Below are 14,051 nucleotides of genomic sequence, written 5' to 3' on the forward strand. Positions count from 1 at the left end.
AAAAGTATCTTTACCATCATTGCCGGATGATAGGCTGCGCTTCCCTGGCCATTGGCTCTGTAAGCTGTGATTAATGCTGACAGATCCATTTGATCAACTGTCTCAGATATAAATCGGGCAAGATGGTCCTGGGGGAGCCAGTCGTCCAGAGATGGGGGTAGCAGATATGGTTGCTCCGGATTATAGCTTCTGAAATTGTAGTTTATGAGGCCCTCAAAAAGCAATTATCATGTTGAAATTATATAATATTTTACCGAATTCGGCCTCATTTTGCAACTAATATTTGCGGGACAGACTCTTAAGCACTGCCCAAAGAACCCGTCAGGGCCGTCCGGACCGGGAAAGATAACAAGGAATCCATTTTCATCAACAAGGCTCCTTGCTGCCGCGGGAAGCACCTCATCCGCCGGGATAAGACCCCATCCGGCATGAATTGAAAGAAAATCATCCACTACCTCCCTGGTCTCCTCGGGCTCCAGCGTGCAGGTCGCATAGACCATGGTACCCCCGGGTCTGATTAAAGGGGCAAGGACATTAAGCAGAGACCTTTGCTGAGATGCCAGTTCCGGCAGAGAAGCCCTGGTGCGATTCCACTTGATGTCAGGGTGCCGTCTTATGACGCCAAGGCCTGAGCACGGAGCGTCTACCAGGATACGGTGATATCTGCCCTTAAGATCATGGAGTCCTGCCTTAAACGATTCAAAAGGGATACAGGAGATGCACTTTATACCCAGTCTTTCCTGATTCTCCCTCAGAAGTTCCAGGCGGGCGTTATTCCTGTCCGTGGCCTCGACAACTCCCTGATCCCTGATCATCTGTGCTATATGAGTCGTCTTTCCTCCGGGCCCTGCGCAGGCGTCGAGTATGATCTCTCCTGGCATTGGGTCCAGACAGTACGAGACCAGTTGTGCCGCCTCGTCCTGCACCTGGAACCATCCTTTCCTGAAACCCGGGATTGCCGCAGGAGATCCGGAATAACCACGGATTATCACGGCCTCAGGCGCATAGCGACCCGGAACGGCATCAAGCCCATGACCTGCCAGGTTAATAAGGACTTCTTCTCTTGTTGTGGTCAGGGTATTTACCCTGAGAGTCAGCGGGGCCTGTATGTTATTGGCACTGCAGAGGGACCGTGCTCCTTCAAGCCCGTATCTCCCCGCCCATCTATCGACCATCCAGAGAGGGTGAGATTGCTCAATGGCAAGCATTTCAACCTCACCAAGGCCTGTTGCATCCTCACACCTTCGGGCCATTTCCTGTCCGAGTGACTCACACCTTTCAGCCATCCGGCGAAGAACGGCGTTCACCAGACCAGAGGCCCAGGCACTATTGGATGACTTTACACCTTGAACCGCCTCATTCACTGCGGCTGAAAATGGAATACGGTCAAGAAACAGGATCTGAAAGGCCCCGATCCTCAAATGTGACCGGACTATCCTCGAAAGCCTTTTCTTCCCGGAGATAAGCCGGAAGTCTATGTGCCGGTCCAGGAGTGCCAGCCATCTCACCACTCCGAAAACCAGCTCACGGACAAGGGCCCTGTCTCTGTCAGACCAGGGGCCTGTGTCCTCAAGGAAATCCTCTGTCAGTTGCGCCAGGGGCGGGCGTCTGGCCGGCGGGATACCCTCCCACTTCAGGAGGACCGAGGCGGCAAGCCGGCGGGGATTAGTAATTCTGCGCCTGACCTTCCTCATGCTACAAGATACCAGGCGCAATCAGTGCCTGACTATGAAATCGTGTAAGCATGGGTCTTCGTATGACTGATTACACTACAAAAAGTACAACACATCGTGATTCCAGCCCAATCCCCTTAACTGTTCAACAAAGGGGATTCCCATGAAGCAGAAATCTCTTTTGCCTTTTCGTGGATGAGGGCCAGGGCGTCGCGATAGCCCCGGACATCCTCCTCATTCCGGTCATTCAAGAATCATCCCGTCACTCATGTCCCATATCAATCCCTGCCAACCGTCGATAAGTCCTTCATCGCCACACTCGGGGCAAAACCAGTGTATCCGGCCGTCTACTCAAATTGAATCTGTAAAACGCCTTTACAGGGTTTTCTTTTTGGCCGCCGCCAGCATCTCGGCGCTTTTCCAGTGTCCAGACCACGGTCACATAACGTTGCATAGGTTATGATCTCCGCCAGTTTTCTTACTTTTAACTTCAGTTGAGGCACAGCCGGTCCGTTCTTCTGTTCATTAAGCCAGTGCCTGATGTCAATCATCCACATCTCTTCCACATCTCCTCTTATTTCATTTTGTAATCGTCGGGCAACGAGAAGCCTCTATGGCGGACATTCTTTTTGCTTTGTCCTGTGAAAAGACAGGAATTAACAAAAGGCCAACTCTTTAATAAGATATGCATTATTGTTTTTACCGCCAGGATTTTTATAGTTTTTTATTATTCCTTAGCGGAGAAGCGTATCGTGAAGTCTATACCGACCACTTCCAGATCTGCAACCTTGGGATGTCTTCTTGTTAAATAATCTGCCTCTTGCTTCAGAGTATCAATCAGTTTAGCGAAAGGAAGCATCTTTTTTGTTTTATTATCTTTCCAATGTCTCTTTTTCTTTTCTCCATTGTGAATTACGAGAAAAATTCCATATCGAGATATTCGCATATATTGTCTGATTAGCTGATTTTCCATACGTTCGCGCAATTCTGCAAGAGTCCATTTGTCAGCTATTTTTAGTTCAATGGGGACAGGTGATGGAATCTGAGGAGCATTGAGCCGAATATCAGTTCTTGAGGCATCAGCAAGCTCCTCCTCAGAACCGACGGTGTAACGTAAGCGAGAAGACTTTTTAAGCCGATTGGCAAATACAATACGAATCTCCGTTTCTTTTGTTAATTTCTGAAGTAGCGCTGCTTCGCTTTCGTCACCGTCTTCAATATCCATCTTAAGTTCATCCAATCGAACCAAGGCGAGTTCATAAAGATCTGTCTCAGATTGCGGCTGTTTTTCTGCCGACTCAGCGAATTCTGCGACATTCCTTCCATGCCATGGCTCAAATTCAGCATCCAAAGCAGCACGTTCTTTTGCCAAGTAATCGATGTGGTCTTTTAAAAAATTATCGCTGACGGTTTTTGAGAGATTCATCAAGACATCATATGACAGGCGTCCTGGCGTATCGAAAATTACGTTTAAAAGATTGGAACGTGTTTGTTCTGCACGATCGCGCACTTTGGGAGTATAAACGCCCTCGTGATGAACATCCTCTTCAACCTTGACGAATTGATAGATTAAAGGCATAAGCTCGGCCAATACTTCGATCCTTTCATAATCACGAACAGCGAGGCCGAATCGAGCATTTCCATGATCCGTCAAGGCCGAACAAAAATTGATCATCGTTTCTTTCTGCTCTTCTTCGGATGGTAAACCTGTAATCCATCCTTTGAGAAGTTCGCATCCTCGAACCCCGTCAATGCAGAGTAGAACAATAAGCCATGTAAATTTACGTTTTTTGTCGGTTGCGACTTCGAAACGTTCACAGGCGAGTTCAGCTACTTTTTTCTTGAACGCTGCATCAAGATGTCCTTCTAAAATCAGCGAAAGCGCATGGTCCAGAACAAAACCATTTGCTGGCTCATTCTCTAATAGGAGTTCAAATAATATGCTCTTGAAGCGCCCCTTGAATTCTTTATCACCATATCTCAGGGCCGAAAGAATGTTAGTAGAGGGCTTTTCTGCAGAGCTCTCATAAATTTCCCACCGCAGTTCGTCTTCAATCACTGTATCAACTATGTCAGGGAACTCGTTGCTGAACGCTCTGAACCAATTCGGGAATCCGTCAATTCGCAAACAGAGTAATGTGCCGCTATCTCAGCTTCATTATGACTTATTTTTTTCACCCAATCAGGATCGTAGGCTGCCTCCATGGCAAGGCCAGTCAAGCCGATAATACGCGGCCAAGGAATAGAATTACTGGTTCGCCGGTTTGGATATGTAAAAGGATCATATTTACGCCAATAGGCTATGCATCCATCTCGAAAATCTTTGCCACCTCAAAACCGAATTCATCTATCAATGCCTTCCAGTCTGTATATCCAAGACCATATTCGCTCTCGTTCTTTTTCTCTTGAATCCGATTATAAAGGTAGGCTGTTCGCTTCCAAATTTCTCCTTTTTGAGCATTGCCAACGTTCTTAATTTCCTGTGGATTTTTCTTCAATGCTTTCCGCCATTTTTGACGATTGGCTTTCAGGCAGTTTTCGCGCTCTTTTTGTCTTCGCTTAAAATCGCGTTCCTGACGACGCCACCTTTTTTGTTCCTCAGACAATGGTTTTGGATGGAGCAACTCCTGTAGTTTAGCTTCAAGTTCTGCTGTTCCGGCGACCACACGTTTCATCCGCTCGCGCAATTTTCGGGGCCGTTTTTCGTTTACATAAATTCCAAAGACTACTGTCAAGGCAATCAACCGGTCATCCATTAACGGTTTGTGGATCAGGTCTTCGAAAAGTCGTTCCAGGTCATCGGCACTAGGCCCCCAGAAATCACGAATTTTCCACTTTATCTGTTCCTTTCGCTCTCGCGCTACAGCGATTGCATGCCAAAACAACTGGTACCGGAACTCTGGCCAGGCTTTAGCATCTTTCAAAATGTCATCTCGTCCGGAGGTGGTAAACTCACCGTAATCTTGTGCAATAATGTAGCCCAAGAACAGGTCTAGCACTTTAGGATCAAAGGAAAAACCATGTTTTTTCAGAATAAACTGGTTATTAGCCAACCTGATTGCGCTCGGCAACAACCAGGCATATCTTTGCGAGATTTCGCAATGGCCCCGCTCAATGAAGGGCTGGCTTTTTAGAAGTTTATGAAGTCCTCGTAATAGCTTCTCCGCTTCCTGTTGAGGTAAAACTTTATCAGCTATTTTTTCTATGCTTCGTTGGAGTTGGGATGTTGAATACCGCTCTGGCGGCTTAACTGTTTCTAATATTTTTAGTAGCTGCGAAACTGATAGGAAGCCTGGAAAGAATAGGTCGCAGGCCTCCCCGAGTATGTCTGGCTCAACCTTCGAGATGTCAGTAATCAATGTGTTGACTAGCTTACGGCGTTGCTCACCTGCACCGGCTGCTGCAACAGCACGAATCGCGCAGGTTCTGATGTATGAACTCGCCTGATCATCCATAGCGTAAGATAAAGCTGCATCTACAGATTCTGATATCTGGCCTTGCCAGATCAATTTCAACAACAATATGCAGACATCATCATGCGTTGAGTATTTCTTAAGTAGGTCATTTACTGTCGAAGCAAGCTGGGGATCGGCCAAACGTCGAACCATCGTAATGTCAAAAGATGTACCTGTATATTTATGCCCTGCATAAAGCTTCGCAAACCCGATGAGCAGCGTCTTCCTGAATTCAACTGGCAATACAGACGGATCGCCGTTTTCAATGAGAACTTCAGGTGCAATTGTCCGGAGATGGTTCCGAATACGTTCATCCCATAAAGCCATCCAGGCAGCTATTGGTCTCATGGATGGTATGACGACATCTTGTCCGTATCGTTTGGCGAAAAGCAGGCCTTCAATTGCCCGCCGCGATTTGCCTTCATCAATAAGACGCTTGAGCCACTTGGCCATCAAATACTCCCGGACTTCTCGATGATGGAATCGAACCGTCCCATAAATTGCCTCGTCAAATATTGGACGATCAAGGAGTGTTTGAATCTTGTCTGATGACCAATCTGGCAGGCTCTCTTTTGGTTCAATCGATGCCGCACGTAGATCAGTGTCGACCGGACGATCTGGCAAAATTATCGTGGTCTTTTTTTGCAAGGTAGTTGCGGCTGACAGACGTTCCGCACCTAAAAAAGCGTCGTCCGTTGATAGTGGTCTCTCCGCGTCACGGCGTGGATCATGCTCGGAAAGCTTTACCTGGATATTGAAGTCCAGCATTTCGGCATGTCGTCCAAGGTGACCTTTTGATTTCCAGTATTCAATAAGCTCCAAAAGGTCCTGTGGACGTTCAGCGAAAATCCTGGCATCCGCCCGCTCAATCGCCTCGACAAAGGCTTTCGTATTGTTGACACCTTGGTGGGCTGCAAAATTGCGAATCTGTTGATCATTGAGCGGTGCTAATTGGAAAACGACATGATCCTTCTTTTCTTCAAGATCAATGGATCTGTCAGTAGCCATAGACTCTTCGGAGGTTTGTTCAAATTCTTCGGCAGGACCTTTCTCATCATCTCGCATCTTACGCTTTTCCGGGATGGGTAAGTGCCTCAAAAACAATGCCAGATCTGCAGTCGCCCACCAATTGCTTACCCTGCACGAAACAAAAACCTTCGCTCTATTTAATCTTTCGCCGATTGTTTTTGAGAAACGCCGAAGTGCGATCTCAAACGCGGTACGGCTATTCAGCCGTGCCTCATCCACGGAATCGAGAAAAAAATAAGCTTCTTTATTTCCATCTATCCATTCACTGAACTCTTCCGCTGTTCCTATATCAAGGCTGTGCTGAATCTCCATCTTCTGGAGCAACTCAATTCGGCAAAAAAAGGCGGGCCTGCCAGCCATCCGCAAGTGCCCTGTAATCGCCCGAAATTCCTCCGTCTTGCCTGTGCCTGGTTCAGCGAGGATGACAACGCGATCTTTTCCTAATAGATCTTCCCAAGAAAGCTGTTTCCCCAGTCCAAAGGCGAGCATAGCCCGGATGCTTTCAGGATCATTTTCCTGGTCAGCCTCAACGGGCCAAAACTTTCTGTCCAGTTCTATATGTTTGGTCACTTGAAGACTCATTAAGAAAACGCAAAAAGTAAAATCTTTATAAAAAAGAAAAAGGGGTCGCGTCTGCTTTTGACTTTTCCGCCAGGTATATCATTTCTTCTTCGGTACAGAACGCCTCCTGGTACCACCCATATTTTTTACGGTGCCGCTTGTTCCGACGTTTTGCATGGCTTTTGCAGCCTTGGCCATATCCTTTTGTGGAACTTGCAATACTTTCTGCGGCTTGCCGCTATCCTTCAGCCGTTTCGCCGCCTTTTCCAGGCCGGCCAGGGTGCCGCTCCGTTCAATTCCAATTGCCTTCCCGGGGGTAAGCGCATCCAGCCTGCGATTTCCGCGTAGTGGAGCTTCCGTTCTCCCGGCTTGACCAGCCGCCTTGTTCTTTGCTCTTTTGTGACTGTCAGATTCCGCCATGGCGCTTTTCCCTCCGCTGTTATTCGAAACCTCACATGGTTATGATCCGGGATATATTTTCCCAGTAAACTGCTGAAACTTGCCAATCGCCTCTATCGGTTGCCGGGGTTCTTCCAGTCTGTCCCACTCGGAAAGGTATTCATGCTTCACGTCATCCCACGATATCAACCCGTTCTCCAGCCACATATTGATGATTTCCAGGGGAGATATATCACCCTTGAATATACTGGGAAACTCCTGTTTGGCGAACCGGATCAGGCCCTGGTCACCGGATGTAATTTTAAATTGATGGGTCAGGGCTCCAGCCAGAATCCTTTTGTCCGTATGACTCAAGTCGAACAGGCGTCCGGATTTCCTGTCGATTGTACCGTCCTTAACAAGTTCATCTATGACGGAAAAGTATTGAGAGACCTCCGCCACCTCCATTTGACTTGCAGTGAGCGGCACAACCTTGTCTCTGTAATCCGTGCGCCATGGATATCTGCTTTTGAATTTTTGCGTGGCAAACAGCTCGTCGTGGACTTCCTTGATAGTTACGCAGCCATATCTTTCATCTTGAAACATTTCAGGCGCGATCCGGAGGAGCATCACAACACTTGAAGTGTCGCACAGAATAATCACCAGGTCTTTCCTGTCAGCACGAATTACGAAGCCCTTCTTTTCAATTCATCCATAACGGCCCTGGCATCAAGACTTGTATCAAGCCCAAGCCATTCCCCCAGTTTTCTTATTGAACAATCCGGGACCTGTTCAGCGACAAGCTGCATGAAAAGCGGTGAAAGCTCAAACAGCATTTCGACGTAAGATCTGGGATCTTTTTCCTTAAATAGAAATTCACCTACTGTTTGAAATTCCCTTTTTACGTTGGTATCCGCCCCGCCGAGATTTACACCCTTGAGAAGTCCAAGCGAGTTCAGGCGCTTCTGGATACCGAAGAGTGAATGCTTGTATTCGCGGGCAAAGTCCTTGAGAATATTGACTGTAATGTCCTTTCTCCTGCCTCTGACAGACTGGGCTACCTGTCTTACATATTCATCTGGAAACTGGACATAGTTGGCCACGGCGTCGCAAAAATCCTCCTCAACTGGATCGTTGAACAGGTCCGGCTCCTCATCCCTGACAGCATGGACCGCTTCATGTATAAGCTGGAAAATAAGATCGATTACATTGGTATTGGTGTTGACAAAAATGACTCTCTGGTCGCATATCCGGGAATAAAACGCATATAACTGCTTAGAAATGCTCTCGGGAAAAGCACGGAAAATAGAATAAATTCCAAGTTTTTCAAGAATCTGAAAGGCATGCTTAAAATCCATCGGTTTGTCATGCTTGATCCCTGATATTTCCCGTAAATGCATAGCGATCTTCTTTGCATTCCTGTCATCCCTCTCGGTAGCTCTTACAACGGGAAGTATGCTTGAAGAAGGTGCTGTCCGGAAAAGGTTAATATACATTTCCGCCATTTTCCAGGACTCTTCCTGAATGGCGTCTGTTACTCTCTTCTTCCGGATCGTGCGATGCTGCGGCACGGAAACAAGAGCTGGTGTCTCAGGGGCGAAGAAAGATGAAGGAGAAGTCTCCAAAACCCGGCATAGTTCAATCAAACGCTCACCGCGCGGAACTTGACCACGCGACCAGGAAGCAATTGTTTGCCTTGATACACCTATAGTTCTGGCAAGCTTGGTAAGAGATATACCGACTTCCTTGGCCCGTTCTTTAATTTTTGTGCCATTCCAGACCATCACACTCCCCTCGGTATTGATCGCATTTCTTTTTAGACAAAAAGTTTACATTCAATAACAAAATAAGCAAAAAAGCAAAAAATGTAAAGTTTTGTTTCCATTTTTTTGTTTATGGACAACTCCTAAGTCCTTAATCTGCACAATCATGGCAGAACAAGCATATCCGGTCGTCTATCTCAAATTGAATCTGAAAATGCTATAGGTTAGCTTTGAAATCCGAAAAAAGGCAACCCGCTGCAAGGCAGGTGTCGTATAGTATGGGGCTTTATATGACTGATTACACGGCAAAAAATCCTGAAACATGATTCCGCTCAACCGAATTTCATATCCCTGGCATCCATATCCATAACAAAAGGTCTCCTGAACCGTCCACGTGCACAAAGGCCTATCCCTTGCGCCCATGCAGCAATCCCGTGGCATTGAGCAGCGATTCTGCCCTTTTCGTCAGGTGCCCGTGCCATCAGTCCTTCTTATTACCCCTTTTTAAAGGTATTACCTCTTTTCCGCCAGACTAAAGTGGACTCCATTGTCAAAACACAAATTCACCAGAAATTAAGGTAGAATCCTTCCCGGTGTTGCCAATCTATTATCCCAGCCCTTTAAACTGACCCCGCCCGAGGCAGGGACGGTGCAGGCTATCGAGTCCCCAACGCCCAGTCTTCTCGCATGTTTATGAGATACTCAATGAATCATCCCGTCACTCATGTCCCATATCAATCCCTGCCAACCGTCGATAAGTCCTTCATCGCCACACTCGGGGCAGAACCAGTGTATCCGGCCGTCTATCTCAAATTGAATCTGTAAAATGCCTTTACAGGGTTTTCTTTTTGGTCGTCGCCAGCATCTCGGCGCTTTTCCAGTGTCCAGACCACGGTCACATAACGTTGCATAGGTTATGATCTCCGCCAGTTTTCTTACTTTTAACTTCAGTTGAGGCACAGCCGGTCCGTTCTTCTGTTCATTAAGCCAGTGTCTGATGTCAATCATCCACATTTCTTCCACATCTCCTCTTATTTCATTTTGTAATCGTCGGGCAACATGGATGACGCCTTTGGTTTTAATTTATGCAATGTCTTGTAGTTGGCCCTGCCATGATGCTGCAAACAGCCCAGGACGATGGCAGGGTGCAGTCCAAATCGTTCGGCGCAATGCCGGATTTTAATTTCGGAAATACGTCTGGTTGTGGAAAAAGCAGTCAGGACCTCTTCGCTTTTGAGTATTTTTGCGGCAAAATCGTCCGCTTGCTTTTCTTTTGCATTGGAAAGATCAAGATATTCAAGACTGTCAATGAAAAGTGAATTCCTTTGATCTCCATGCAGCACGACATGGCCGATTTCATGGGCCATGGTGAACCAGAAATTGTCAATCCTGTCCTGACGGCAGGTGTAGAGTATGACAGGATGATTTTTGATCCAAAAGGCGGCCCCGTCCGTGTAGGTTTTGGGCAGGTGTGGTAGCACTGCAAAGATGACACCGCATTGGGCAAGTCTGTTTAGAAAATTTTTCACGCCTTCAGGTTCTGTTGAAAAGGCAGGGATGTTGGAGGCCAGGGCAAGCAAAGTCGCTCTGCTATAAGGTCTTTCCGGCGATTTGTCCCGCAGGTAATTTTGGGCGATTTGCTGCCATGTTAACGCATAGTACGGATTGAATTGGCGATAATTTTCAGATTTTTTGAGACTGACTGCAGCTCGTTTTTCAAGGAAACCGAAATCAAGTTCTTCCATGCCCCAAAAGTCTTTAACCGCTTTTATAAGGGCTTCCCTGGCCCGGGGGAGATATTCACGTTTTCGCAGCTCCCGCACCGGCATATATCGATAGATAAGCGCCTTAGCTGCGGTTTCACCATTTTTTGCGTCTTCCTGAAGCCTAAGTCTGTATTGAGTGTCGAGATTGAGCCAATATTGCGGGCTTTGTTTGAAGACGGCGCTTAACTGACAGGCCATGTCAAAGGTTATAACCGTTTTATTATTGAGCAGGCTGCTGATATGCTTTTCCGTCTTGCCAAGGATCTCTGCCAGGGTCTTCTGGTCCCATTCGTAATATTCCAGCTCCTCCTTGATGGAATCACCGGGTCCGAGATTTATAAACGGTTGATATCTGGCCATTGCTACACCTCATTCGTAATGTTTCGATACATTGACTATCAAAACACGGCCGAAGGTCCGCTGTTCATCTTCAAATTCTATCTCGAATTCCAATCTGTGTTTTCGTGTAATGCGGATGGAGAATCTGTTTGGGTATCCGGCAAGTTTTTCAAACTCCATGGAAGGCGGATTGCGGAGATCGAAAATATCTTTCGCCGCCTCAATTCGATTAATTTTTTACGTCTTCGACCCGGCAGGCCACATAGACGAAATCCAGATCCAGTTCCGCAAAAGCGGCATTGTGAATCGCCGGTGAAAGACTGTGTGCAACCAGATTACCGATAACAGCGCAAAATTGTGTGCTGGGACTGATTGACCTTGATATCTTTCATCAAAAACTCCCTATTTTAGTACCTCATATAAAGCATCCCCCAGTTCCTTAATGTTATAAGGTTTGGCCACAACATTACTAAAGCCGTATTTTCTAAAGTCAGCCATTACAGGATCATCAGAATAACCGCTGGAAACAATGGCTTTAACTTCAGGATCAATTTCTGCGAGCTTCCGAACGGCTTCCTTGCCCCCCATGCCGCCGGGGACCGTTAAATCCATTATGACAGCATCAAATGGCCGGACAGATTGTTCGGCTTTTTTATATAATTCAACAGCTTCGGCGCCGTCTTTGGCGAACTCTGCTTCATATCCTAAAATTCCGAGCATGTCACCCACTACATCTCTGATCATCTTCTCGTCATCCATTACCAGGATTTTACCTTTTCCTCCACGAATTTTTTCTCCGGACTCCTTTTCTGCCAATGCCTCCTTTGAAGAAGCAGGCAGATAGATACTAAAAGTGGTCTCCTTTCCAGGTATAGACTTAACGTCAATATATCCATTATGCCTTTTGACAATTGAATAAGCAATCGCAAGCCCGAGACCGCTCCCTCCCCGCTTGGTGGTGTAATAGGGGTCAAATATTTGCTGGAAGTGCTCTTTCGATATACCGATTCCATGATCGGTAACGGATATCTTTACATGCCTTCCATTGTTTAGAGGAATGCCCTGCCTTTCATCAACAACAATATTTTCAGCGAGCAAATTGATTACTCCGCCTCCCGGCATGGCTTGACTGGCATTGATTATCAGATTGCTGATGACCTGAGCGATCTGCCCTTCATCCACCTCAACCCGCCAGAGGTCATCAGGTATTGAAAATTCGCACCTGACATTGGAACCGCTCAAGGCAAAGCTGGCTGAATCCCTTAGTAATTCCGATATAAATGCGGTCTTCATAATCGGCGCTCCGCCCCTGGAAAAGGTAAGTATTTTTTGTGTCAAGACCCTTGCCCGCATGCAATCATTTTCTGCCTCTTCCAGTCTTTCAAATATCTTGTCTCCTGGCTTTGCAAACATCCTTGCAATTGAGATATTGCCCAAAATCGAGGTCAAAATATTGTTGAAATCGTGGGCGATACCGCCGGAAAGGACACCAAGGGATTCAAGTTTATCCGCCTTCAATAGTTCTCTTTCAGCTCTCCGCTTTTCAGTGATATTGCGGAAGACCAGGACCACACCCATGATGTTCCCTTTGCCGTCTCTTATGGGTGCACCACTATCATCAATAGACCGTTTTGTTCCATCCTTGGCTATCAATACCGTATTGTTTGCCAGCCCGACCGCCACGCCGTCTCTAAGCACCCTTGTTACAGGGTCCTCGATCTGTTCACCCGTATGCTCATCTATGAGTCTGTCCCGCAAATATTAGTTGCAAAATGAGGCCGAATTCGGTAAAATATTATATAATTTCAACATGATAATTGCTTTTTGAGGGCCTCATGAACTACAATTTCAGAAGCTATAATCCGGAGCAACCATATCTGCTACCCCCATCTCTGGACGACTGGCTCCCCCAGGACCATCTTGCCCGATTTATATCTGAGACAGTTGATCAAATGGATCTGTCAGCATTAATCACAGCTTACAGAGCCAATGGCCAGGGAAGCGCAGCCTATCATCCGGCAATGATGGTAAAGATACTTTTATACGCCTACTGTATGGGTATTCCATCCAGCAGGAAGATTGCCAAAGCCCTGGTAGATGATGTGGCATTCAGATGGCTTGCTGCCGGTAATTTTCCAGATTTTAGAACCATATCAGAATTTCGCAAAAGACATCTCAGGGCTCTGCAGGATCTTTTTCCCCAGATACTACTTCTCTGTAAGGCTTCTGGTTTGGTAAAGGCTGGCATTATAGCCCTTGATGGCACCAAGGTTAAAGCCAATGCAAGCCTGAGCCGCAACAAAACTTATGAGCAGCTTTCCAAGCAAGAGAAGCGACTCAAGGAGAAATTGGAAGCACTCCTTGAGCAGGCAGAGAAGACAGATCAGGAGGAAGACAGGCTGTATGGCAGCAAACGTGGTGATGAACTTCCTGAGGATTTGAGTACTGCAGAAAAAAGGCTTGCAAAGATCAAAGAGGCTAAAAAATACCTGGAAGCCAGAAAAAAGGCTGAAGCCAAAAAGAGCAAGGAGTCTCATAAGAAACACGGCAGAAAATCTCAAAAGCCTGACGACACAGTGAAGCCTGAAACCAAGGTCAATATGACCGATTCTGAGAGTCGTATTCAGAAGACGTCCAAAGGTTATATTCAAGGTTATAATGCTCAGGCCGTAGCTACAGAAGACCAGATAGTTATTGCCTGTGACGTGGTGAATGAGGCCAATGACATTCATCAGCTTAAACCTATGCTGGAGCAGGCACAGCAGAATCTTTCAGAAATAGATGTTTACGCAAAGACAGTCCTTGCTGACGCAGGGTATTGCAGTGACGATAATCTTGAATACCTGGAATCCAAGGATGAAATAAACGCTCTTGTTTCAACCCGGAAAGAGCAAGAGATGAGAAAGGCCGAATCCGGCTCCAAAAATATCAGGCACCGTTCCGACAGATACAAGGCCATGGACAGGAACCTCCAAAACCCAGTCAGTCGATATATTTATGGATTTCGCAAGCGAATAATTGAACCTGTATTTGGGCAGATGAAACATTGTCAGGGTTTCCCCGGCTTTCTCTTACGTGGACTTGAGA

General features: G+C 46.6%; 13 protein-coding genes. 1 reads left to right on the forward strand and 12 read right to left on the reverse strand.

What is annotated here, in order from left to right:
• The 12 genes from C4B57_08270 to C4B57_08325 form a co-directional block, all read right to left on the reverse strand.
• Positions 1–206: hypothetical protein (locus C4B57_08270; GenBank protein PXF54171.1), on the reverse strand; the 206-nt coding region annotated here is incomplete at its 3' end.
• A 21-nt stretch (positions 207–227) separates the two neighbouring features.
• Positions 228–1,694 carry a 16S rRNA (cytosine(967)-C(5))-methyltransferase RsmB gene (locus tag C4B57_08275; GenBank protein ID PXF54134.1) on the reverse strand — a complete coding sequence of 489 codons (1,467 nt, stop codon included), beginning with the start codon at positions 1,692–1,694 and terminating at the stop codon, positions 228–230.
• Between the two features lie 326 nt (positions 1,695–2,020).
• A complete protein-coding gene (locus C4B57_08280; GenBank protein PXF54135.1) occupies positions 2,021–2,230 on the reverse strand; it encodes a hypothetical protein in 210 nt (69 codons plus the stop codon).
• A gap of 170 nt (positions 2,231–2,400) precedes the next feature.
• Positions 2,401–3,801 carry a hypothetical protein gene (locus tag C4B57_08285; protein ID PXF54136.1) on the reverse strand — a complete coding sequence of 467 codons (1,401 nt, stop codon included), beginning with the start codon at positions 3,799–3,801 and terminating at the stop codon, positions 2,401–2,403.
• A 172-nt stretch (positions 3,802–3,973) separates the two neighbouring features.
• Positions 3,974–6,727 carry a hypothetical protein gene (locus C4B57_08290; GenBank protein PXF54137.1) on the reverse strand — a complete coding sequence of 918 codons (2,754 nt, stop codon included), beginning with the start codon at positions 6,725–6,727 and terminating at the stop codon, positions 3,974–3,976.
• Positions 6,728–6,817: 90 nt separating this feature from the next.
• Entirely contained in the window at positions 6,818–7,138 is a 321-nt protein-coding gene (locus C4B57_08295; protein PXF54138.1) for a hypothetical protein, read from the reverse strand.
• 39 nt (positions 7,139–7,177) lie between these two features.
• The gene (locus C4B57_08300; GenBank protein ID PXF54139.1) at positions 7,178–7,759 is read right to left on the reverse strand and encodes a hypothetical protein; all 582 of its coding nucleotides are present in this window, start codon (positions 7,757–7,759) and stop codon (positions 7,178–7,180) included.
• Between the two features lie 23 nt (positions 7,760–7,782).
• Positions 7,783–8,880, reverse strand: a complete 1,098-nt coding sequence (locus C4B57_08305) for a hypothetical protein (GenBank protein ID PXF54140.1) — start codon at positions 8,878–8,880, stop codon at positions 7,783–7,785.
• Between the two features lie 681 nt (positions 8,881–9,561).
• Positions 9,562–9,873: a hypothetical protein gene (locus C4B57_08310; GenBank protein ID PXF54141.1), complete on the reverse strand. Its 312-nt coding sequence runs from the start codon at positions 9,871–9,873 to the stop codon at positions 9,562–9,564.
• A 17-nt stretch (positions 9,874–9,890) separates the two neighbouring features.
• The gene (locus tag C4B57_08315) at positions 9,891–10,985 is read right to left on the reverse strand and encodes a hypothetical protein (GenBank protein PXF54142.1); all 1,095 of its coding nucleotides are present in this window, start codon (positions 10,983–10,985) and stop codon (positions 9,891–9,893) included.
• Positions 10,986–11,193: 208 nt separating this feature from the next.
• Positions 11,194–11,349: a hypothetical protein gene (locus C4B57_08320; protein ID PXF54172.1), complete on the reverse strand. Its 156-nt coding sequence runs from the start codon at positions 11,347–11,349 to the stop codon at positions 11,194–11,196.
• Positions 11,350–11,366: 17 nt separating this feature from the next.
• The gene (locus tag C4B57_08325; GenBank protein ID PXF54143.1) at positions 11,367–12,722 is read right to left on the reverse strand and encodes a hybrid sensor histidine kinase/response regulator; all 1,356 of its coding nucleotides are present in this window, start codon (positions 12,720–12,722) and stop codon (positions 11,367–11,369) included.
• Between the two features lie 59 nt (positions 12,723–12,781).
• Between C4B57_08325 and C4B57_08330 the strand changes: the two genes are divergently transcribed.
• Positions 12,782–14,051 (forward strand): hypothetical protein (locus C4B57_08330; GenBank protein PXF54144.1); only part of this gene is annotated, 1,270 nt, incomplete at its 3' end.

This window comes from Deltaproteobacteria bacterium, from assembly GCA_003194485.1.
Taxonomy (GTDB): domain Bacteria; phylum Desulfobacterota; class Dissulfuribacteria; order Dissulfuribacterales; family UBA3076; genus UBA3076.